The sequence below is a fragment of the Pseudomonas sp. TH43 genome (assembly GCF_016650635.1).
GTDB lineage: Bacteria > Pseudomonadota > Gammaproteobacteria > Pseudomonadales > Pseudomonadaceae > Aquipseudomonas.
Genome location: NZ_JAEKFI010000001.1, coordinates 552138 through 573896, shown reverse-complemented (window position 1 = coordinate 573896; position 21759 = coordinate 552138). Strand labels below are relative to the sequence as shown.

Below are 21759 nucleotides of genomic sequence, written 5' to 3'. Positions count from 1 at the left end.
GATCCAGAGGCCGTTAAATTACCTGAAGCGCGGTAGCGGCCTATCGACAGGTTTGAGCGCTGACAGTGTGTTGCGAATCAGCGGTGTATCTTTCTCGATGTCGTTCAGGCGATCGCGAATGCGCAGGGCGGTCGGGTGCCCGCCTTGATGATCAACCCAGTCGGCGATCTCTTTGCAAGCGGCCGCAAGGCGCGCCTGCCGGACGTCGAGAAGGGTGAGGAGGGTGGTGATGGACTCTTTTTCGGACATGGAACACCTCCGTTCGATGAAACCGCTGAGCGGCAGCAAAAAGCCCGCGAGTGCGAGCCTTTTGCCGTTGGGGCGCTGCTCCCTCAGCTGGTTTCAGTATAGACCCGCTTATGATCGGCATCAGCCGGAGAACTGGCGGGCTGGTAAGGGTGAACTGGCTGCGTTGAGGCGCTTGCATTCGCGCTCGGCGTCGTCTTGCGCGTCATAGCCATCGCCGATGAAACCGTCGGTGCGCGTGTCGCGGATGCGGAACCAGCTTTTCGCTTCGGCAGGATCATGCTGGCTATCTCCGGCGCGTCGACCGTGAATGATGATCTTGTTGCAACGCTTCACGACGAATATGTCTTCCATGGCGTCACCGCAGTTGATTCGTGTCAGATCAACTATAGAAGTCCCTGACGATCGTGCAAAAAATACACAGTTCAGCTCGTCGGTTGCCACTGCCAGCCCTCGGGGTGCCACGTCAGGCAGTGGGTGGGATTTAAAGCCCGGAGAAACGCATGGTCGTGAGAAACCGCGACAATCGCGCCGGGAAAGGTCTGTAACGCTCGTTCAAATGCTTGAATGGACGGCAGATCAAGATGATTGGTGGGTTCGTCAAGCAACAGCAGTTGCGCCGGTATCTGGCGCCATAGGGCCAAGGCCAGCGCAGCTTTCAAGCGTTCACCGCCGCTGAGTGAGGCGCAGGGCTGGGTAGCCCGCTGTGCGTTCAATTGCAGGTGTGCCAGGTAACTGCGCAAAGTACCCTCGTCCAGCTGCGTCTGCTGCGCCTGCAACTGTTCGACAATGCTGGTTTGATCATCAAGTATCTTCAATTGCTGATCGAGAAAGGCGAATGGCACATAGGTATTGCACACACCGCTCACCGGTAACCGTTTTGTGGCGAGCATTTTAAGCAAGGTCGATTTGCCGCAGCCGTTCGGGCCGCTGATGGCAACGCGCATCGGCCCATGGAGGTTCAGGTTCACGTGGGTCGGCGGTGCATCGAATGGCAGCCACGGCAAAACGGCATCCATCAATGTGCACACTTGGCGGCCATTCGGAACGACACTTCCCGAGAGATTGATAAGCACACCATCATCAGGCAGGACCTTCGCGTACGCCTCACGAACGCGCTCGTCCAGATCGGACTTGCGCGCCTGATGACCGGCCTTTACGTGACCCATGATTTCCCTAGCGGCGGCTTTCATGGCCGTGCGCTCGAAGCTGGCTACGTTAGCCGTTTGCGCGTTGCGCCGACTACCGGCGGCGTGGCGCTGGATCGTATCGTGCTCACGTTGCAGTCGTGTGCGTTCACGCTGGCGCTCAGCGCGGGCTTGATCGAGCTGCGCCTGAGCCGCCGCTTGCTGGCGTCGGCGCTGCTCGACGAAATCCGCATAGCTGCCGCTAAACACTGTCGCGCCCAGCGGCGTCAGTTCCACGATCTTTTGCATGTGTTCCAGCAACTGCCGATCATGGCTGACCACAATCAGGCCACCGCGCCATTGCTTGAGGCTGCTCAATAGCCATTGCCTGCCTGCGCTGTCCAGATGATTGGTCGGTTCATCGAGTATCAGCAATTGAGCCTGTCTCAACAGTGCGCCAATCAGGGCGATCCGGGCTTGCTGACCGCCGCTGAGGTTTTCCGTCAAATCCGCCGCAATAATGTCGTTGAGCCCGGCTTCGTCGAGGCGCTGACGCAGGCGCTCCGCAAGATCCCATTGGTCGCCAATGATGTCGAAATCGTCGCCAGTGACCTGACCGCGATGCAGCCGTTCGAGTGCCGCGAGTACCGGCGCTGTGCCGGTTGCCTCGGCCACCGTCTGCCCGGATGTGGCGACGAACACTTGCGGGACATAAAGCACAGGCACCGCATTTACCACAGTGCCGGCGGTGGGCAGCAGTTGTCCGGCAATCAGGCGTGCGAGCACGCTTTTGCCGACACCGTTGCGCCCGACGATGGCGGTCGGCAGATGATCGAATTTGAGATTCAGTGCGTCGAAAATCGTCTCGCCATTATCGAATTGAAAAACCAATTGATTCAGGGAAACGAGTGCGGGCGTACGCGAGACGTGAGTCATCGGCACCTCCAGAAAAATGTCGTGAAAACTGACAAGCGCCGTTCAAGGCGTGTCGCGATTACATTTTTAGAAGGCCGGGTTGTTCACTTCTGCGGTCGTCCTGAGGAGGGAGAGGTGGCTAGCCTAGACGACGATGCGCAGTCGATCAAGGCGAGTCTGTCATCTCGCTCATTCGTTCGAGAAACATTGCCAGCGCCACCTCTTCGGCGCGCAAGCCTTTGCGCACACGCGGTCGTGGCAATTCGGCGAGGGCGCCGAGCATGAATTTTTCGACGACCGCTGGGTGGATGTAGCACTTGCGGCACACCGCAGGCGTGTTGCCCAGTTGTTTGGCAACGCCTTTCACCATTTCCACCACGTGCCGCTTGGCTTCGGTTTCCGACGCCCATTGCAGTTCGCGCAATACCGACAATGCCAGGGCGCTACCGGCCCAGGTGCGGTAGTCCTTGGCGGTGAAGTCGGCGCCGGTCAGGGTTTGCAGGTAAGCGTTGACGTCCGATGAGCTGACAGTGTGTCGCTCGCCGTTTTCATCCAGATACTGAAACAGGTTTTGCCCGGGAATCTCCAGGCAACGTTTGATGATGCGCGCCAGACGTCGATCCTTGACGGTGATCTGGTGTTCGATGCCGCTCTTGCCGCGAAACTGGAACAGGATCGCGCTACCGTTCACTTCAACATGGCGGCTGCGCAAAGTGGTCAGGCCGTAAGAGCGATTATCTCGCGCGTACTGAGTATTGCCGACGCGAATCAGGGTGGCGTCGAGCAGGGTGATTACCGTGGCCATGACCTTGTCGCGACTGAAACCGGGTGCGGCCAGCAACGCTTCCAGCTGCTTGCGCAGTTTCGGTAACGCCAGCCCGAACTCGCGCAGACGGGAATACTTGTCGGCATCGCGCACTTCGCGCCAGCGTGAGTGATAGCGATACTGCTTGCGGCCACGGGCATCACGGCCGGTGGCTTGAAGGTGGCCGCGCGGGTCGGTGCAGATCCATACGTCTGTGTAGGCCGGGGGCACGGCGAGGGCGTTGATGCGTTTGATTTCGTCCGGTTCGGTGATGCGCTGGCCGGACGGCTCGAAATAACTGAATTTGCCGCGCAGTTTTTTGCGCGTGATACCGGGCTGCGTGTCATCGACATAGTGCAGGTCGGAGGGCAGTGCGTCGGTCAGCGCAGTGTCGGGCATGGCGGCTTCCTTCGGTGGCGCGGCGGTCTGTTAAACGATTGACCGCACGCCGTTGCCGTCGTGCCGAATGATTTACGCGAGCACCGCGACGGCTTTGATCTGTGCCCACAGTTGCTGGCCGGGATACACGCCCAACTGATCTCGGGAGAAGCGCGTGATCCGCGCCAGCAACGGCGTACCGCCAGCATCGAGGCGGATCAGCACGTGGGCGCTGTTGTCCGCCGCCTGTTCGCTGACCACCGTGACCGGCAGACGATTGAGGATGCTGCTGAATTCGTTGTGTTGCAGCGTCAGACTGATGTCCCGCGCTTGCACCTTGCAGCGCAGCGCCTGGCCCACTGTCATCGGTGCGTGCGTCACGCGGATGTTCATCTCGGTGGCCGGCAGTTGCAGGCTCAGCAGTTGATAGTCTGGGTCGTAGGCGCTGACCTGACCTTCGATGATCACGCCCGCGTCGTCGCCCATCGCCATCGGCAAGTCCAGACGCGCCAGAGTTTCGCCGATCGGGCCGCTGGCCAAGGCTTTGCCTTCGCTGAGCAACACCAGATGATCGGCCAGACGTGCCACTTCGTCCTGCGCGTGGCTGACGTACAGCAACGGAATATCCAGTTCGTCATGCAGGCGTTGCAAGTAAGGCAGGATTTCGTTTTTACGCTGACTGTCCAGGGCTGCCAGCGGTTCGTCCATCAACAACAGCTTCGGGCTGGTCAGCAGGGCGCGGGCGATGCCGACACGCTGGCGCTCGCCGCCGGACAGATGTTGCGGATGGCGCTCGAGCAAATGGCCGATGCCGAGCAACTCGGTGGCTTGCGCCATATCGACCCGGCGCTGGGACTTGGCGATGCGCTTGAGGCCGAATTGCAGGTTGGCCAATACCGACAGATGAGGAAACAAACTGGCTTCTTGAAACACGTAACCCAATGCACGCTTATGCGGAGGGACAAAAATGCCGTTGTCGCTGTCCTGCCAGACTTCGTCGTTGATCTGCACGAAGCCTTGCTCGGCGCGTTCGAGCCCGGCGATACAGCGCAGGCATGTGGTTTTGCCGGAACCGGAGTGGCCGAACAGCGCGGTGACGCCACGGCCGGGCACATGTAGATCGACATCGAGATCGAAGCCGGAGTAAGCGAGTTTCAGACGTGCATCAATCATCGATCAGCTCCAGCCTGCGCGGGTCTTGCGGCTGGAGTACAGAGCCAGCAGCACCAGGAACGAAAACACCAGCATCGCGCCGGCCAGCCAATGCGCCTGGGAGTACTCCATCGCTTCGACATGATCGTAAATCTGCACCGATACCACGCGAGTCTTGTCGGGAATGTTGCCACCGATCATCAGCACGACACCGAATTCGCCGACGGTATGTGCGAAGCCAAGGATCGCCGCTGTGACGAATCCGGGGCGCGCCAGCGGCAGAATCACACTGAAAAAAGTGTCCCATGGGTTGGCGCGCAACGTTGCGGCCACCTCCAGTGGGCGGGTGCCAATCGCCGAGAACGCGTTTTGCAACGGTTGCACCACGAAGGGCATGGAATAGATCACCGAACCAATCACCAGGCCGGTGAAGCTGAACGTGAGGGTGCCCAGCCCCAGCCATTGCGTGAATTGGCCGAGAAAACCGTGCGGCCCCATCATCAACAGCAGATAAAAACCGATGACGGTGGGGGGCAGCACAAGGGGCAGGGCGACGATCGCCCCGATCGGGCCGCGCAACCATGAGCGGGTACGCGACAACCACAGGGCAATCGGAGTGCCGACAACCAGCAGGATCGCGGTGGTCAGGGACGCCAGTTTAAGGGTCAGCCAGATTGCGGCGAAATCGGCACTCGTCAGCGACATTTAGAGCTGGTAGCCGTAAGACTTGATCACCGCAGCAGCTTTCGGGCCTTTGAGGTATTCAACCAGTGCCTTGGCGGCGGCGTTGTCTTTGCCTTTGTTGAGGATGACTGCGTCCTGTTTGATCGGGTCATGCATGCTGGCTGGCACGATCCACGCCGAACCGCTGGTGACTTTGCCGTCCTTGAAGATCTGCGACAAGGCCACGAAGCCCAGCTCGGCATTGCCGGTGGAAACAAACTGGTACGCCTGGGTAATGTTCTGGCCTTCAACGATCTTGGCTTTGGTGGCTTCGGTCAGGTTCAGTTTTGCCAGTACTTGTGTCGCGGCCAGGCCGTAAGGCGCGGCTTTCGGGTTGGCGATAGACAAGTGCTGGTACTCGTTCTTTTTCAGCACTTCGCCTTTCGAATCGACATAACCTTCTTTCGCCGACCACAGTGCCAGGGTGCCGATGGCGTAGGTGAAGCGCGAACCCTTGACGGTGTCGCCTTCCTTTTCGAGTTTTTCCGGAGTGGTGTCGTCAGCCGAGAGGAATACTTCGAACGGCGCGCCGTTTTTTATCTGGGTATAGAACTGGCCTGTGGCGCCGTAAGCAGCGACCAGTTTGTGCCCGGTGTCTTTTTCGAAATCGGCAGCGATCGCCTGGATCGGCGCGGTGAAGTTAGCGGCAACTGCCACCTGCACTTCATCAGCCTGAGCGGCGCCAATGGCGAATACCGCGAGCAGGGAAGCCAGGCAGGTTGGGGCAAAACGTGAGGCACGAATGGTCATGTAACAGCTCCGTTGTTGGCGGGTGCAGTGGGCAGTTGTTATTGGGGATGGACTGCGCCGATGCGAGGGGTGAATCGCTATATAGTGGAATATATAGCGAAATGCCGCTAAACAGGAAGAGCTCTGCAAAAACAGCGCGGGGTGTTTGAATTCCCACCCTACTGGAACTTAACCTCGATTCAGTTTCGCGAGGGCCCCCTCGGCCAATTGCCGCGTCAACTCGGCACTGCCGACGTCTCTACCGAGAGTGAGTGCCTGACCCGCCCAAAGATTGGCGAATTCAGCCTCACGCAAGGCACGCAATGGCATCAACGCACCGCCGGCCAGTGGAAAAGCTGGAGCATTGGCCGACATCGGACCCAGCTCGCGCATGACGCGGTTGAGAATACCGCGAGCCGGGCGTCCGGTAAAAAGATTGGTGACGGCGGTCTCGCTTTCTTTGGCAGACCGCAGAGCCTGATGATGCGCGGCGCTGACTTTCGCTTCCGGGGTAAACAAATAGGCAGTACCGACTTGCACCGCCGATGCTCCCAGCATAAAGGCTGCTGCAACGCCGCGAGCATCGGCAATTGCGCCGGCAGCAATCACCGGCACGCTCACCGCATCGACCACTTGCGGGACCAAGGCAAAAGTGCCGACCTGGCTACACAGATCATCGCTGAGAAACATCCCGCGATGGCCACCAGCTTCGTAACCCATGGCGATGATCGCATCACAGCCGCGCTGTTCCAGCCACACGGCTTCCTCAACGGTGGTGGCGGAAGAGAGAATTTTCGCCCCTGTGGCCTTGACCCGATCCAGCAAAGATTGCTCCGGCAGGCCGAAGTGGAAGCTCACCACCTCTGGGCGAAACTCTTCCAACACTTCGCACGCCGCTGCGTCGAACGGGGCGCGGTTGGACACCGGTGTCGGCGCATCAAAATCAACGCCAAGTTCCTGGTAATAAGGTTCGAGCAAATTTTTCCAGTCACGCGCCCGTTGTTCATCCGCCGCTGGAGGCTGATGACAGAAGAAATTCACGTTGAAGGGGGTGGCGGTGTGTTGGCGAATGGTCTGCAGTGCTTCGCGCAATTGCTCGATACTCAACATCGCCGCAGGCATCGAGCCCAGGCCTCCGGCGTTGCACACGGCGATTACCATGGATGAGTTTGTCGCACCGGCCATCGGGGCCTGGATGATCGGCAACTCAATGCCGAGAAGGTCAAGAATGCGGGTATCTGGCCATTGGCTCATGACAGCGGTTCTCCGAACAACAAAACGGGCAGGGACGGCAGAGCCGGTTTTTTAACAGCAAAACCGGACCCAGAGCCAGTTCGAAATTCAGAACCGCTTGTTCAGGTTTTCAGCGTCGGTGAAATCCGCCACCACCACCTCCTCCAAACGAATGGTTCATGAATTGCGAGGAGTTGTGAAAGTTGTTGGTGCGCTGGTTACCCATATTGCGCGCAGCGGATTCACGGTTGAGGTTCTGCAATTGCGCGTTGTTGTTGATGGGGGCAGTTCGTGTCGCGCCGCCCCCGACCATCGATTGCCAGCCACTGTCGGTCTTCTTGTAGACATTGCCGTCGTGGCCTGCATAAACGTTGTCACCGACGTGCGCAGCAGCGCTGTTGCGCCCGCGAACACCGCCGTATTGCGTGGTGTTGCCAGTGTTGGGGTTGTAGACCGCGCCGCGATTGGCGGTCACTTGCGTGCCGTTGCGCACATTGCCTGCGGTGACTTGACTGCCGGCAATTGCGCCACCGTTCGGGCCGACCACCGTGCCGCTGCGCCCGGCGGCGTAGTTACCGGTGTAGACGTTGTGTACCGCGCCGCGTTGCCCGGCAGCGGCAACCCCGGTACGCGAGTTGTAGGAAGAGCCGACCTGACCGGCCCAACGATTCCCCGTCCAGGCGTTGTAACCGGCGCCATAGCGGCTGACGGTGGCGCGGTCTCCCCATTGATGGTAAATGTTGCCGGTGGTACCCGCCCAACCCCCGGGGCCCCAGGCTACAGCGCCACCGTGATAACCGTAAGCCGCGCCGCCCCACGCCAGTGGCGCAGGATACAAGTGCGGGCCCCAGGCATAACCCCAGCCGTAGTTACCCCACCACGGATACGCGCCCCAGCCCCACCCCATCGCAGCAGTGCTGCCGCCCCAACTCCAGCCGAAGCCGAAACCGAATGTCCAACCGGTCCACGGCGTGTAGCGCATGGCGACGCCAAAACCGTAAGTCACGGGCGGCCCGTACCAGACACTGCCCACCCACGGCGAGTACGGATAACCGGTGCCATAAACCACGACGCCGGTGGCCGGATCGAGATTCGAACCCTGGTAACCGGGCGTGTAACCGACCACCACGGTGTCGCCGCTGGACTCGTAGACTTTGACGTAAGTGAGGTAATGCATGGGCGAGCTGGGCGGAATCGAGTAGATCACCGCGGGCACGGAACTGGCCACACTCCATGGGCCGTTCACGGTGGTGGCGGTGAACCAGATACCGTTTTCAACCGCGTACCAGTTGTCGTTGTCGACGCGGATAATCGGTGTGGCGCTGTTGACCACGTATTGCAATGGCGTGCTGTTGATGGCTTTGAGTTGCGGTTCGCCATCGAACTCTGGCGCAGTCATCTTCACCGCGCTTTTCTTGATCGCCGAAGTCTGTGGAATCGTCGCGGCGATGGCGGCTTCCCTGGCCTGCGGGGTGCCGGCCACCGAGGCTTTGACGTTCTCTTTCGGACTGTCGTCCGGGATATTGGCAAAGTCTGCGGGCAGCTTGTCCGCCGGGGTAAACGTCCACGGGCCATTCATGTCGCTGGCGCGAAACCAGCGCCCGGAGATCAGCACGTAACTGTTCTGATCGCCTATTTCCTTGAAAATGTGCCCGGTGGTGTTGCTCACGTACAACAGGCTGGTGCCCTGAATCGGCAACCATTGCACTGCACCGTCAGTAACAATCAACTCGGTCGGCGTAGTGGCGACGAAAATTTTTGGCTGAGGCGGTTTGGCCAGGCTGGGAACCTTGTCTTTCGGATCGCTTTGACCGGTCAGCAGGTCGACTTGCCGGCTCTTGATCGCGATCTGTTTGGCTTGCTCCAGATCGGCGGGGGGCGAGGGCAGGCGGGCGTAGTCACCGTTCAACTGATCGGCAACCATCCAGCCATCGAAGACGTGCAGGTAGTGTTTGCCCTGTGCATCTTTGAGTAGCAGCGGACGCGTGTTGATGACCCGCTGCAAATCGGTGCCTTCGACGGGGCGATAGGTTGCTTCGCCGTCGACATATACCAGCAATGCCGGAACATCGGAGTGAATGATGGTCGGCGGTGTGTTTTCCAGGGGCGCGCCGTCGGCCTTTTGTTCGGCCGAGAGAACGCCGACTGCCGCTTCCAGCTGATCCAGCGATATGGTTTTCTTGCGGCTTTGAGCATCCTTTTGCAGGGCTGCGAGCCAGGTCTCGGACTGACTGGCGTCTGCCGGGAAATCGGCTTTGACGATTTGGTACTGGTCAAGCGCGACCCAGCGAGTGGCCTTGTCGACCAGGGTGTGGGCACTGAATTGAACAATCCCGAAGGTGGACTTGCCATCGGCGCCGGTCGCTTCGACGGCAGCGCGGGCGTTCAAGGTGTAGCCATCCCAACTGTCGAGTTGCGGTTGATACACCGTCAATTTCGACTTGCCGCTGGTGATGACTTGCGGCCATGTCGGTTCGCTCGGCGCAGCATCAGCCGTCTTCGGGGCGGTCGCCGCCCACGCGTTGCCAACTGTCAAAAAACACAGCATCAACATCACAAACAACGCACGGGGGTAAGACATCGTCAGCTCCATCGACAGGCCGTTTTCATGAGGAATAATCGCGAACTTACGGCAGTCGAAAAAGCATAGTCGCCCGCCATGGAAATACCCGGCCGATTCGCGGATTGGCGCAAAGTCGAGTGTGGCAATGTGTTGCGATGTGGTATTTCAAGGCACGATATTCTGAAAAACCGTCATGCGAGGCCATCATGTTCAACGCCATTGTGATCAACAAAGACGACAGCGGTTATCGCACCGAACTGCAGCGGATCAACGAAGATCAGTTGCCGGAGGGCGATGTAACGGTGCGAGTTGCTTACAGCACGCTGAATTTCAAGGACGGTCTGGCGATTACCGGCAGCAGTCCTGTCGTGCGCAAGTTTCCGATGGTACCGGGGATCGATCTGGCGGGGACTGTCGAAGTCAGTTCGCATCCCGACTATAAAGTCGGCGATCAAGTGCTGCTTAATGGTTGGGGCGTCGGTGAGTCGCATTGGGGCGGCCTCGCACAAAAAGCTCGACTCAATGGCGACTGGCTTATCCCGTTGCCCAAAGCCTTCACCGCGGCCCAAGCCATGGCCATCGGCACCGCGGGTTACACGGCAATGCTGTGTATTCTGGCGCTGGAGCGCAATGGCGTGACGCCAGAACAGGGCGAGGTGCTGGTTACGGGCGCCAATGGCGGTGTCGGCAGCTTTGCGATCGCGTTGCTTAGTAAACTCGGCTATCGCGTGGTGGCGTCGACGGGGCGAGTGGCAGAGCATGAGTATCTGACGCAGTTGGGTGCCGCCGAAATCATTGACCGCGCCACGTTGTCCGAGCCGGGCAAGCCCTTAGCCAAGGAGCGTTGGGCGGCGGTGATTGACTCTGTCGGCAGTCACACATTGGCGAATGCCTGCGCGAGTACCCGTGCAGAAGGCACCGTCGCCGCCTGTGGTCTGGCACAAGGCATGGATTTTCCTGCTTCCGTGGCGCCCTTCATTTTGCGCGGCGTCACGTTGGCTGGCATTAATAGCGTGACTCAGCCTAAAGCGCGTCGTTTGCAAGCCTGGGATCGTTTGGCCAAGGATCTGGACTTCGCCCTGTTGTCACTGATCAGTCACGAAATCGCCTTGAGCGAAGCCGTCGGCGCAGCGTCAAAATTGCTTGCCGGACAGCTGCGCGGACGGGTTGTGGTCGACGTCAATCGCTGACAAAGTGAGCGCCATTGCGGCGCTACGCAGGCGCCCTCAATCGGCAGGGAGCGAAACTTTCGATGGACTTGAAACGGCAGCAGATCAATGCGTTCACGGTGTCCGGTCTGAGCGTGCGCACGACCAATGCGGCGGAACACAATCCTGAGACGGCGAAGATCGGCTCGATGTGGGGGGAGTTTTTCGGCAAGGGATTTACCGAGAGTATTCAAGGCAAGCGCGCCGATTCTCCGGTTTACGGCGTGTATTCGGCTTACGAGTCCGATGCCTCCGGGCATTTCGATGTCATCGCGGGTGTCGCGGTGGACGAGGCCTCTGCGGATTTTCAGTCAGTCACCATTGAAGCGGGCGACTATCTGGTGTTCGAAGCGCAGGGGCCGCTGCCTGACGCAGTAATCGCCACCTGGGGGAAAGTCTGGACGTTCTTCGAGGAAAACCCGCAGATTCAGCGCCGCTACGCGACTGATTTCGAAACCTACACAGGTCCCGAGTCAGTCGCGATCCATATCGGCATCCGCTAAGTCAGCTCGCGCTCAAGCAACTGACGTTTGCGCTCAACCCCCCAGCGATAGCCACTAAGATTACCGTCGCTGCGCACCACGCGATGGCAGGGGATCGCGACTGCCAGTCGATTGGCTCCGCAAGCCTGGGCTACGGCACGCATGGACGTTGGGGCGCCGATGCGTTGGGCAATGTCGGCGTAACTGGCGGTGCTGCCGGCGGGGATTTCCCGCAGCGCCTGCCACACGCGTTCCTGAAATGCCGTGCCGCGGACATCCAATGGCAAATCCAGGCCAATGGCCGGTGCTTCGACAAACCCCACGACTTTGGCAATCAATTGTTCGAAGCCATCATCGGCGCCGATCAGGTTGGCTTTACGGAACTGATCCTGAAGATCACAGACCAGTTGATGCGGATCATCACCCAGCAGAATTGCACACACCCCGCGTTCGCTTTGCGCCACCAGAATAGCCCCGAGCGAGCATTGCCCGACGGCGAAACGAATGTCGTTGTTTTGCCCGGCAGCGCGATAGTCACCCGGTTTCATGCCCAGCAATTGATCGGCAGCTTCGTAGAAGCGGCTGTTGGAGTTGAACCCAGCGTCATACAACGCGTCTGTCACGGAGCCACCGTCAGCCAGGCGTTCGCGCACTTTGCGCGAGCGCTGGGCTGCGGCATAGCCTTTGGGTGTCAGGCCGGTGGCGGCTTTGAATATACGGTGGAAGTGAAACGGGCTCAGTCGGGCGGTTTCCGCCAGTTGATTGAGCGCTGGCAACGTCTCGGCAGATTCGATCTGGCGGCACGCCGTTGCCACGATTGCGGCGTGCTGCGCCGCCACCTCACTTTGGTCCTTGCCGGCGCGCTTGCTCGGCCGGTAACCCGCTGCCTCCGCTTGTTCGGCGGTGTTGAAAAACTCGACGTTCTGCGGTTTCGGCAAGCGTGCCAGGCTGCTCGGACGGCAATAGATGCCGGTGGTTTTTACGGCGTAGACAAACTGTCCGTCCGCCCGAGGATCCCGCGCAATCACGGCGGCCCAGCGTGGATCGTCTTCGATGTTGAGGGTGGTCGAAAGCGTTTTCATGAGGGGTGGTCCGTTGGCCTGTTTGATTCAGGTTAACCAGCAGCGCGGGTCGCAACACTCCGGGCCTTGCGGTCAAACTCTGCCAGTGATCCTTTTGCGATCTATCCTGCGACGCGGAATGTCAGGTTGATCCGCTGTTCGCCGAGGCGCGGGTGCCGACCTTGCTTGATCGGCAACACGCCATGGAAGCGCAAGCGGTCAACTCCGCCCCAGATCACCATATCGCCATGCAGCAGCGCAATACGCTGGCTTTTGTCGCTACGATTGAAACCGCCAAACAGAAATATCGCCGGTAACCCAAGCGACAGCGAAACGATCGGTGCTGTGTAGGCTTTTTCGTCTTTGTCTTGATGCAATGACATCTTGGCGCCGGGGACGTATCGGTTTATCAGGCAGGAGTCGGCGTTGAATCCGGCAAAGCCTGCTCGTGCCGCCGCCGAATGTGCCAGCTCGGCAAACACCGGCGGCAACGCCGGCCAGGGTAATCCGCTCAGTGGATCGACACTTGAATAGCGATAGCCGTTGCGATCTGTAATCCAGCCCAGCGCCCCACAACTGCTGGTACCGACCGACATGCTGAAGCCGCCCGGCGTCATCATGTGACGCAAGGGGGCTGCGAGCAAAATCGCCTCCAGCGCGGGTAACAGTTGCTCGATCACCGGCAGGGCAAAGCCGCGCAGCAGCCACGACTGCTCGCCAATTTGCTCGGCACGCGGTTGTTGCTCGGGTTCGTGGTCGGCGAACAAATCGAAATGGCTCGGTTGCATGGTCGTCATGAAGCGTCGTGAAAGATGATGCCTAGGGTATGCCGATTTCCACTGTGCAGGCGACTCACGCCGTGACGCATGGTCACCCGATAGTCGCCGCGCGTGCCTTTGACCGGGCGCTGGTTCACCGCGAAAATCACCGCATCGCCTTTCTTCAGGTCCAGCACGTGTGGGCGGGACTGCATGCGCGGGCGCTGCTCGGTCAGCACCAACTCGCCGCCGGTAAAGTCCTGCCCGGGTTCCGACAGCAGAATCGCCACTTGTAGCGGAAAGACTGATTCGCCGTACAAGTCCTGATGCAGACAGTTGTAGTCCTGCGGGCCGTACTGCAATAACAGCGGCGTTGGGCGCAACTGTCCAGCTGCATGACAGCGCTGCATAAACTCGGCGTGGGTTGCGGGGAAGCGGGTGGGCAAACTCATCCGTTCGTACCAGCGATTCGCCAACGGCACCAGGCGTGGATACAGGGCTGTGCGCAGACGTTCAACTGCAGCGGGCAATGGATAGCGGAAATATTTGTATTCGCCACGACCGAACCCGTGACGGCTCATGATGACCTGCGAGCGAAACGGTTCGGTCTGCGGATACAACGCGCTCAAGCGATCACAGCTTTCGCCCAGCAGCAGCGAGCGAATGATGACGCAGCCGTGCTCATCCAACTGTTGTTCCAGGTTTGCCCAATCGAGCGTTTCCAGCCGGGCAGGGGACATCGACATGCTGACTCCTTGACTCAAGGTCGAGGTGGTCATTCTGGGCAGTGCGTAGCGGCAGAACACTCCGCCGCTTGCGGTCGAATTCCTGGCGGGTGTTACAGGGCTTTGCTGACAGCAATATCGCTGATCACATCTTGTGCATCATGAAGTTTGGCGAGCTCGGCCTCGGCTTCTGCCTCGGTGCCGTCTACCAGTTGCGCGAACTCGAAGCGGCGCTCACCGTTTAGCTTGTACTTGATGACGTATTTGGTCGTTTGGGCCACGGTCATGCTTACCTGTCTGAATGGGCGGAGCGGCTCAGCTGAGTTTGGTGCTGGAGCGGCGGATGATCTTGATCGAATGGGTCAATGTCGGTTTGCGTGTAACGCTGATCGGGCGACGGTTGACGGTGTCGATGGTGATGTTCCAAAAACCAGTGCTCGGCGCGGTGATACGGGCCGGGAACGTGTCGAAAGCGCCGCCGTGATAGGTATGGCGACCGCCATTTTTAAAGCTGCGGAAGTTGGCGTCGTTCATCAGACGGATGTTGCACATTTGCGAGCATTGGATGACGACGATGTCGTCTTCGTTGAGGTGCTCGCGCTGGTGAATAAATTTCATGGGCGCCTCCAGAAGGGCTTTTTCTACAAAATCAAAACGATAGCTTGTCGATTGGGCGCAGTTTATCAGCCCGCACGGGTTATTATCTGGCCGTCGGGCGTTGGTTTGACAATTTTGAACAGATATTCGCAATCGGATGCGGGTTAAATGCAGAAGGCCCCGGAGAAAAACGGCATTTGTGCTGTCGGACGGTCTTTAACGGAGGTTTTGTATGAAGTGGGGTGTGGTGTGTGTGTCGTTGGTTCTGGCTTTGGGTGGTTGCGCGAGTGTTTCCGAAATCAATGAGACGCTGCCGACCATGAGCGTGATCTCCGGCAAGAAGCCCCAAGAATATGCGCAGTGCCTGACTGAAAAGCTCGCGGACAGCCGCGGCGCCTTGCAGATGCAGCCGCACAAGGATGGGGTTCGGGTAATCGTTCCGGGGAAACTGTCCTCGGGGCCCGCCGCCGTTTTTGATATCGAAGATCGCTCAGGCGGCAGCAGCATCAAGCTGCATGAGCGCATGTCCAACGTACCCGTACGCCCGCGGGATGTGCGTAACGCGGCCAACGCGTGTATTTCCGGCTGATAGACTGTTGGTCATCAGCATCAATGCCGTCACAGTGGTGCTGTGGCGGCATTTTCATATCTGGAGTCGCGATGAAGCGAGAGCAAGTACGGGAGCGCCACATAGAGGGCCTGATCTCTGCTACCCATGTGATTCAGAATCCGGCGAATCCCGGGGAATGGATCGTGTTTTTCAAGAAAAGCGCCGGGCGCAGCTATTTTCTGGTGGACGATAACGACGAGGTCGAGTCTTTCAATCGGCTCGACGATCTCATCGAAGTCGTGCGGGGTCTCGGGATCAAGTTCGCCGAAATCCACATGTAAGCGCTATTTGCAGACAACCACTACGTTACGGGTCTTGTAGTTGCCGACGTCGACACCCAGTGTTTTGTCGCTTTCCTTTGGCTGGGGGGTGCCATCCGTGCCAACGATGCGATAACCGGTGCCTGCGCAGGAGGCGTCAGCCTTTTCATAGCAGGTAGCCCAGGAATTGGCTTCGCCCGAGCAATCGATGGTCAGGCCCTGTTCGCCGTTGTTCAGGTAGGTTGTTTCGGAGGTAGCGCAACCGGCCAGCGCCAGGATCGCGATCAGTGGCAGCAATTTGTTCAGGTTCATGATGTAGGTCTTCAGCGAGGGGGGACTAGACGCTCTGACAGCGCCGCGTTGAAAAGGTTATAGCGATAGGCCACTTGTTTGCACGCGGGTACAAAAAAGCCCTGCACAAGGGCAGGGCTCCGGGCGTTTCGCAGCTGATCAGTCCTGATCTTTGCCACGGCGCTTCGCCGATGCCGGGGTGTCGGTGAACACCGACGCTACATCAGTCGCCATTTGTTCGCTGTCGAAAGGCCCGGCGATGTGTTCGCCATTGGTAGTGGTCAGCGTCCACTTGCCGTCTTTCTTGTCGATCACATACCCGTTGATGATTTTTACCGCGGCCATCTAGTCTGTCTCATTCGCTGGTTCAAAGGCGCCATGATACCGGCAAATGCTCGCATTGGGGGATGATCAGCGTATGGTGAAGTAGTTTCTCGGCGACTTTGAGCTAAGCTGATTTCGCTGCCTGAACGCACCAACGGAACTATCGGCGAGAATATTTCTCTATGTTGGCATCGGTTAGCCAGTGCGGGGCATTGTAAGGTGCACGCCGCCTGATTAGACTGCGCCGAAACTCGTACACACAGCCCTTTCAAGGACTTATATGATCAAGAAATGCTTGTTCCCAGCAGCCGGTTACGGTACTCGCTTCCTGCCAGCGACTAAAGCCATGCCTAAAGAAATGCTGCCGGTGGTAAACAAGCCACTGATCCAGTACGGCGTCGAAGAAGCTCTGGACGCTGGCCTGACCGAAATCTCCATCGTTACCGGTCGTGGCAAGCGCGCTCTGGAAGACCACTTCGACATCAGCTACGAGCTGGAAAACCAGATCAAGGGTACCGACAAAGAGAAATACCTGGTCGGCATCCGCAAGCTGCTGGACGAGTGCTCGTTCTCCTACACCCGTCAGACCGAAATGAAAGGTCTGGGCCACGCGATTCTGACCGGCCGCCCGCTGATCGGTGACGAACCATTCGCCGTGGTATTGGCAGACGACCTGTGCGTAAACCTCGACGGCGACGGCGTACTGACCCAGATGGTCAAACTGTACAAACAGTTCCGCTGCTCGATCATCGCTATTCAGGAAGTCGACCCTGAGGAAACCAGCAAGTACGGCGTCATCGCCGGCGAGATGATCCGCGACGACATCTACCGTGTTCACAGCATGGTCGAGAAGCCAAAGCCGGAAGATGCGCCATCGAACCTGGCGATCATCGGTCGTTACATCCTGACTCCGGACATCTTCGACCTGATCGAGCAAACCGAGCCAGGCAAGGGCGGCGAAATCCAGATTACCGACGCCCTGATGAAGCAAGCCCAGAACGGCTGCGTGATGGCCTACAAGTTCAAAGGCAAGCGTTTCGACTGCGGTGGCGCTGAAGGCTACATTGAAGCGACCAACTTCTGCTTCGAAAACTTCTACAAGACTGGCAAGGCTTACTAAGAGCGCTTGATCTGTCTGTAGCGCCTTCGCACGATGTAAATCTTGTGAAGGTCAAAAAACGCCCCGACTGGTTCGGGGCGTTTTTTTTGTGGCGGGAAAAAGTGGGCATTGCAGGCGCCAGGTACTCTCGGGTGAAGGAATATTCGGGATGCAAAATGAAACAAATGATCAATTGTCGGCAGGTATTTTCGCTGCTGAACTGACGAGCCATCGCCAGGGATGCGCGAAGGAAAATTTTTTACGGTCCATTCCAGCCGCGCCGTAAAGACATTGTTTGCAATAAGGAGTGTTGCCCGTGGCATTTACAGCCAGGATTCCCGGTCACAAACCAAACTCAAGACGCTGGTTCGGCCTCGGCGTTTTGATGCTGCCAGTGCTGCTGGTAACCGTAGACAACACCGTGCTTGGCTTCGCGCTACCAAAAATTGCCGAAGCCTTGCGTCCGACTGCCAGTCAGCAACTGTGGATGATCGACGCTTATTCGTTGGTGTTGGCGGGGCTGCTGGTATCGATGGGCAGCCTGGGTGATCGGGTCGGGCACCGTAAGTTGTTGCTCGTCGGATCTCTGGGTTTTGCTGTGGTCTCGGTGCTGACAGCGTATTCCGAAACGGCCATGCAGCTGATTATCGGGCGGGCTTGTATGGGGATTTTCGGCGCGATGCTGATGCCTTCCACGCTGGCATTGATACGTTCGGTATTTGAGGATCGAGAAGAGCGCAGACTGGCAGTAGCGATCTGGGCAACGACATTGACCGTCGGCTCGGCACTGGGGCCTTTGGTGGGTGGGGTGTTGCTGCAGTTCTTTGATTGGGGCGCGATTTTTCTGTTGGCGGTACCCGTCCTGATTCCATTGTTGGTGTTGGGGCCGTTGTTGCTCCCTGAATCGGAGCGTGATGGGTCGGGTTCGCTGGACCCTATCAGCATCCTCCAGTCGATGGTCGCACTGGGAGGTATCGTTTACAGCATCAAGCATGGTGCCAGTGAGGGGGTCGACGGGATCATGCTGGGCACCTTTCTGGTCGGTGTATTGGCGGGCTGGATGTTCGTGCGGCGGCAGCTGCGTCTGCCTGTACCCCTGATGGACATGACCCTGTTTCGCAACGGCACCTTCAGTGGTTCTATTCTGATCAATCTGATGAGCCTTGCCTTCCTCGTCGGCTTCGTTTTCTTCACGACTCAGTTCTTGCAGATTGTCCTGCAGATGTCGCCTTTGAGTGCGAGTCTGGCTTTGGTGCCGGGGCAAATTATGGCGATTGTGGTTGGAATGGCGGTGGTTCCGGTCGCGCAGCGTATGCCTGTGCATGTACTGATACCGGTCCTGATGGCTTTCGCTGGTGCGGCGTTTTTACTGGTGGCCAGCATCGGCAGCAGTCTCGCGGTGTTGGTGGCGTTCGCATTGTTGAATATCGGAGTGGGCGCTATCGCGACGGTGTCCAATGACGTGATTTTGTCGGCCGCGCCTCCGGCAAAGGCGGGAGCAGCCTCCGCAATCAGCGAAACAGCTTATGAAGTGGGCGTGGTGCTGGGGACGACTCTGCTCGGCGGCTTGGTCACGGCCTACTATCGCACTGGCCTGCAGCTTCCAGCGTTTTTGAGTGATATTCAGGCGACGCTGGCAAGTGAAACGCTGTCAGGCGCTCATCATGTCGCGTCCGGCTTGGTGGGTGATCAGGCGCTACAGTTGATGCTGCAGGCGGGACGTGCATTTGAAGGCGGAATTGAATTGGTTTCGTGGGTCGCGTTCGGTCTGGCGTTGATGGCGATTCTGATCGCCTGGCGAAAGCTGCGGTTACCGTTAACTGAACCGGCAGAATGTCACTGATCAAACGTTTGTTGCTCGAGCCCTCGGTGTTAGCAGCTGCATAACCGTAGAGGCTTGCTCAATGAGCATCTGCAGGTATGCTGATCGCCTGCCGAGGAGATAGAAATGGCCTACGATTTTGACCTTTATGTGATTGGTGCCGGTTCCGGCGGTGTGCGCGCTGCGCGGTTTGCTGCCGGTTTCGGTGCAAAAGTAGCGGTAGCGGAGAGCCGTTATCTGGGCGGTACCTGCGTCAATGTCGGCTGCGTGCCGAAAAAGCTGTTGGTGTATGGCGCGCATTTTGCCGAAGACTTTGAGCAGGCATCCGGTTTCGGCTGGAGCCTGGGCGAAGCGCATTTCGATTGGGCGACGCTGATTGCCAACAAGGATCGCGAGATCAATCGCCTCAATGGCATCTATCGCAACCTGCTGGTCAACAGTGGCGTGACCTTGCATGAGGCACACGCGAAGATCACTGGCCCGCACGAGGTTGAGGTGAATGGCGAGCGCTTCACCGCGAAAAACATACTGATTGCCACCGGTGGCTGGCCGCAGATTCCGCAGATTCCGGGGCACGAGCATGCGATCGGTTCGAACGAAGCGTTTTTCCTGAAAGAACTGCCCAAGCGCGTATTGGTCGTGGGCGGCGGTTACATCGCAGTCGAATTCGCCGGGATCTTCCATGGTCTGGGTGCGAACACCACGCTGCTGTATCGCGGTGATCTGTTCCTGCGTGGCTTCGATGGCTCGGTGCGCAAGCACTTGCAGGAAGAGTTGACCAAACGTGGCCTTGATCTGCAGTTCAACGCCGACATTGCGCGTATCGACAAGCAGGCCGATGGCAGTCTGAAAGCCACGCTCAAGGATGGTCGCGTGCTGGAAGCGGATTGCATCTTCTATGCGACCGGTCGCCGTCCGATGCTGGACAATCTGGGGCTGGAAAACACCGATGTGCAGCTCGACGATAAAGGCTTTATCAAGGTCGACGAGCAGTATCAAACCACTGAGCCGTCGATCCTGGCGCTGGGTGATGTGATCGGTCGCGTGCAATTGACGCCAGTGGCTCTCGCCGAAGGCATGGCGGTGGCGCGACGCTTGTTCAAACCGGAGCAATACCGTCCGGTGGATTACAAGATGATCCCTACGGCAGTGTTCAGTCTGCCGAACATCGGTACGGTCGGTTTGACCGAAGAAGAAGCGCGCGAAGCCGGCCACGACGTGGTGATCTTCGAAAGCCGCTTCCGGCCGATGAAGCTGACCCTGACCGAGTGTCAGGAGAAAACGCTGATGAAGCTCGTGGTCGACAGCAAGACCGATAAAGTCCTCGGTTGCCACATGGTCGGTCCGGATGCCGGCGAGATCGTGCAAGGTCTGGCGATCGCACTGAAGGCTGGCGCGACCAAGCGTGACTTCGACGACACGATCGGGGTACACCCGACGGCCGCCGAAGAGTTTGTCACCATGCGTACACCGGTCGGCGCTTAAGCGTCTTTCGGTTTGCCTGAGTCTGGCGCTGCCGCAACGGTGGCTGCCAGGCGCTGGCTTTCTTCCAGGCTTGCCTGTGCTTTGTTCAATTCCTTTTCCAGTGACTGATTGAGTAGCGCCTGCTCCTCGACGTTTTGCTTGAGTGTCTGGCTTTCCAGCGTGGCCACGCGCAGGCGTTCCTGGAGGAGGGTGCGCTCGCTGTCTGCGCGAGTGACTTGTTCGAGCAACTGATCCTGACGCTGATTGCTCTGCTTGAGTTGATCCTGGATCAGGCTCAGCTCGCGTTGAGTGCCACGGTTTTCCGTGAGCAGGCGCTCGTTGTCGCGATGCAGTTGAGTAATCTCATCCTGGCGCACCAGTGCGCTTTGCTGAGCCTGACGCAATTCGGCCTGAATTTGCTGCACTTGGCTTTCGTGACGGCTCTGTTCCTGTTCGCGCTGTTCTTTGGTGGCGTTGCGGTAGTGTTCCAGTGCATCGCGGGCGTGCAGGTGTTTTTCTTCCAGTGAGCGGATTTGCTCGTCCTTGTCCTGCAAGCGCAACTCAAAGTCGGCCAAAGCCTGATTCAGCCCGGCGTTGCGAGTCTGTTCGGTCTGCAGCATCGAGCGGGTATTGCCCAGTGCTTCGGATTCGCGCTCCAGCGCCGCGCCTTGAATCTCATGCTCCTGTTCCAGCTTTTCCAGTGCCTGGCGAGTCTGCTGCAGCTGCGTTTCGAGCGCGTCACGCTGCTCTTCAAACTGTTCGCGAGCCTGTTCTATTGGCTCTTGCGCCTGTTCTTTCAGGCGCTGGGCGAGCCGTGAAACCAGGGCGGTCAGTTCGTCATCGATCGGCTCTGCGGAAGCTTCCAGCGGCGCGGCGCCGTCATCCAGCTCCTTCAGATAGCGATGGATCGTGGTTTTCGAGCCGGTGTTGCCCATTTCAATGCGTACTGCATCGATGCTCGGGTGTTCGCCGCGAGCCAGAATCGCTGTGCGCGCGATTTGCACCAGTGCTTTGGTAATGCCGCCACGGGCCATGTGAACTCCTACGGTTTCGTACTGTGGTACATGCCACTTAAGTACGCAGTGTACCACGCTGAAAATAAAGTTAAATGCTTGATTATTAACAAGCGGGATATACTGGTATTACCCAATGTCAGATGATTAAATTGCTTTTTTGATCCCTGAATC

General features: G+C 58.5%; 24 protein-coding genes. 7 read left to right on the top strand and 17 right to left on the bottom strand.

All coding sequences use genetic code 11. The features are described 5' to 3' along the window. Positions 1 to 18: 18 nt before the first annotated feature. The 9 genes from JFT81_RS02365 to JFT81_RS02325 form a co-directional block, all read right to left on the bottom strand. Positions 19 to 249, bottom strand: a complete 231-nt coding sequence (locus JFT81_RS02365; protein WP_201225959.1) for a hypothetical protein — start codon at positions 247 to 249, stop codon at positions 19 to 21. 120 nt (positions 250 to 369) lie between these two features. Continuing rightward, entirely contained in the window at positions 370 to 600 is a 231-nt protein-coding gene (locus JFT81_RS02360) for a hypothetical protein (protein WP_201203845.1), read from the bottom strand. Between the two features lie 71 nt (positions 601 to 671). Next, the gene (locus tag JFT81_RS02355; RefSeq protein WP_201225958.1) at positions 672 to 2309 is read right to left on the bottom strand and encodes an ATP-binding cassette domain-containing protein; all 1638 of its coding nucleotides are present in this window, start codon (positions 2307 to 2309) and stop codon (positions 672 to 674) included. A gap of 145 nt (positions 2310 to 2454) precedes the next feature. Then, positions 2455 to 3492 carry a DNA topoisomerase IB gene (locus JFT81_RS02350; RefSeq protein WP_201225957.1) on the bottom strand — a complete coding sequence of 346 codons (1038 nt, stop codon included), beginning with the start codon at positions 3490 to 3492 and terminating at the stop codon, positions 2455 to 2457. A 72-nt stretch (positions 3493 to 3564) separates the two neighbouring features. After that, on the bottom strand, positions 3565 to 4644 hold the full coding sequence (gene modC / locus JFT81_RS02345; protein ID WP_201225956.1) for a molybdenum ABC transporter ATP-binding protein: 1080 nt from the start codon (positions 4642 to 4644) through the stop codon (positions 3565 to 3567). Positions 4645 to 4647: 3 nt separating this feature from the next. Then, positions 4648 to 5328, bottom strand: a complete 681-nt coding sequence (modB, locus tag JFT81_RS02340) for a molybdate ABC transporter permease subunit (RefSeq protein ID WP_201225955.1) — start codon at positions 5326 to 5328, stop codon at positions 4648 to 4650. After that, entirely contained in the window at positions 5329 to 6096 is a 768-nt protein-coding gene (gene modA / locus JFT81_RS02335) for a molybdate ABC transporter substrate-binding protein (RefSeq protein WP_242485542.1), read from the bottom strand. 168 nt (positions 6097 to 6264) lie between these two features. Next, positions 6265 to 7329 carry a nitronate monooxygenase family protein gene (locus JFT81_RS02330; RefSeq protein WP_201225954.1) on the bottom strand — a complete coding sequence of 355 codons (1065 nt, stop codon included), beginning with the start codon at positions 7327 to 7329 and terminating at the stop codon, positions 6265 to 6267. A gap of 109 nt (positions 7330 to 7438) precedes the next feature. After that, a complete protein-coding gene (locus JFT81_RS02325; RefSeq protein ID WP_201225953.1) occupies positions 7439 to 9889 on the bottom strand; it encodes an autotransporter in 2451 nt (816 codons plus the stop codon). Positions 9890 to 10077: 188 nt separating this feature from the next. Between JFT81_RS02325 and JFT81_RS02320 the strand changes: the two genes are divergently transcribed. Then, a complete protein-coding gene (locus tag JFT81_RS02320; protein ID WP_201225952.1) occupies positions 10078 to 11061 on the top strand; it encodes an MDR family oxidoreductase in 984 nt (327 codons plus the stop codon). Positions 11062 to 11123: 62 nt separating this feature from the next. Further along, complete coding sequence (locus JFT81_RS02315; protein ID WP_201225951.1) at positions 11124 to 11582, top strand: GyrI-like domain-containing protein; 459 nt, start codon at positions 11124 to 11126, stop codon at positions 11580 to 11582. On the opposite strand, the gene ada is transcribed toward JFT81_RS02315, so the two are convergent. From ada to JFT81_RS02290, 5 genes are all read right to left on the bottom strand, one after another. Next, complete coding sequence (gene ada, locus JFT81_RS02310) at positions 11579 to 12643, bottom strand: bifunctional DNA-binding transcriptional regulator/O6-methylguanine-DNA methyltransferase Ada (protein WP_201225950.1); 1065 nt, start codon at positions 12641 to 12643, stop codon at positions 11579 to 11581. The two genes, JFT81_RS02315 and ada, sit on opposite strands and share 4 nt — an antisense overlap. A gap of 101 nt (positions 12644 to 12744) precedes the next feature. Continuing rightward, positions 12745 to 13410, bottom strand: a complete 666-nt coding sequence (gene alkB / locus JFT81_RS02305; RefSeq protein WP_201226653.1) for a DNA oxidative demethylase AlkB — start codon at positions 13408 to 13410, stop codon at positions 12745 to 12747. A 5-nt stretch (positions 13411 to 13415) separates the two neighbouring features. After that, a complete protein-coding gene (locus tag JFT81_RS02300; RefSeq protein WP_201225949.1) occupies positions 13416 to 14126 on the bottom strand; it encodes a 2OG-Fe(II) oxygenase in 711 nt (236 codons plus the stop codon). A gap of 92 nt (positions 14127 to 14218) precedes the next feature. Then, the gene (locus JFT81_RS02295) at positions 14219 to 14392 is read right to left on the bottom strand and encodes a hypothetical protein (RefSeq protein ID WP_201225948.1); all 174 of its coding nucleotides are present in this window, start codon (positions 14390 to 14392) and stop codon (positions 14219 to 14221) included. Between the two features lie 28 nt (positions 14393 to 14420). Continuing rightward, positions 14421 to 14723 carry a DUF1883 domain-containing protein gene (locus tag JFT81_RS02290; protein WP_016984992.1) on the bottom strand — a complete coding sequence of 101 codons (303 nt, stop codon included), beginning with the start codon at positions 14721 to 14723 and terminating at the stop codon, positions 14421 to 14423. A 211-nt stretch (positions 14724 to 14934) separates the two neighbouring features. Here JFT81_RS02290 and JFT81_RS02285 point away from each other — a divergent pair, with 211 nt between their 5' ends. Together JFT81_RS02285 and JFT81_RS02280 are read left to right on the top strand one after the other, a co-directional pair. Next, positions 14935 to 15291: a hypothetical protein gene (locus JFT81_RS02285; protein ID WP_201225947.1), complete on the top strand. Its 357-nt coding sequence runs from the start codon at positions 14935 to 14937 to the stop codon at positions 15289 to 15291. Between the two features lie 71 nt (positions 15292 to 15362). Continuing rightward, a complete protein-coding gene (locus tag JFT81_RS02280) occupies positions 15363 to 15593 on the top strand; it encodes a hypothetical protein (protein ID WP_201225946.1) in 231 nt (76 codons plus the stop codon). 3 nt (positions 15594 to 15596) lie between these two features. Here the strand turns inward: JFT81_RS02280 and JFT81_RS02275 are convergent, their stop codons facing one another. After that, the gene (locus JFT81_RS02275) at positions 15597 to 15884 is read right to left on the bottom strand and encodes a hypothetical protein (protein ID WP_201225945.1); all 288 of its coding nucleotides are present in this window, start codon (positions 15882 to 15884) and stop codon (positions 15597 to 15599) included. 138 nt (positions 15885 to 16022) lie between these two features. Further along, positions 16023 to 16208 (bottom strand): hypothetical protein, encoded by a 186-nt coding sequence (locus JFT81_RS02270; RefSeq protein WP_007912238.1) that lies wholly within the window; start codon positions 16206 to 16208, stop codon positions 16023 to 16025. A gap of 259 nt (positions 16209 to 16467) precedes the next feature. Between JFT81_RS02270 and galU the strand changes: the two genes are divergently transcribed. From galU to gorA, 3 genes are all read left to right on the top strand, one after another. Then, positions 16468 to 17307 (top strand): UTP--glucose-1-phosphate uridylyltransferase GalU, encoded by an 840-nt coding sequence (gene galU / locus JFT81_RS02265; protein ID WP_008082670.1) that lies wholly within the window; start codon positions 16468 to 16470, stop codon positions 17305 to 17307. Positions 17308 to 17602: 295 nt separating this feature from the next. After that, positions 17603 to 19129, top strand: coding sequence for an MFS transporter (locus JFT81_RS02260; RefSeq protein WP_347340474.1), 1527 nt, complete (start codon positions 17603 to 17605; stop codon positions 19127 to 19129). Between the two features lie 105 nt (positions 19130 to 19234). Further along, positions 19235 to 20593 (top strand): glutathione-disulfide reductase, encoded by a 1359-nt coding sequence (gene gorA, locus JFT81_RS02255; protein ID WP_201225944.1) that lies wholly within the window; start codon positions 19235 to 19237, stop codon positions 20591 to 20593. On the opposite strand, the gene JFT81_RS02250 is transcribed toward gorA, so the two are convergent. Next, the gene (locus JFT81_RS02250) at positions 20590 to 21606 is read right to left on the bottom strand and encodes a DNA-binding protein (RefSeq protein ID WP_201225943.1); all 1017 of its coding nucleotides are present in this window, start codon (positions 21604 to 21606) and stop codon (positions 20590 to 20592) included. The two genes, gorA and JFT81_RS02250, sit on opposite strands and share 4 nt — an antisense overlap. Positions 21607 to 21759 lie beyond the last annotated feature (153 nt).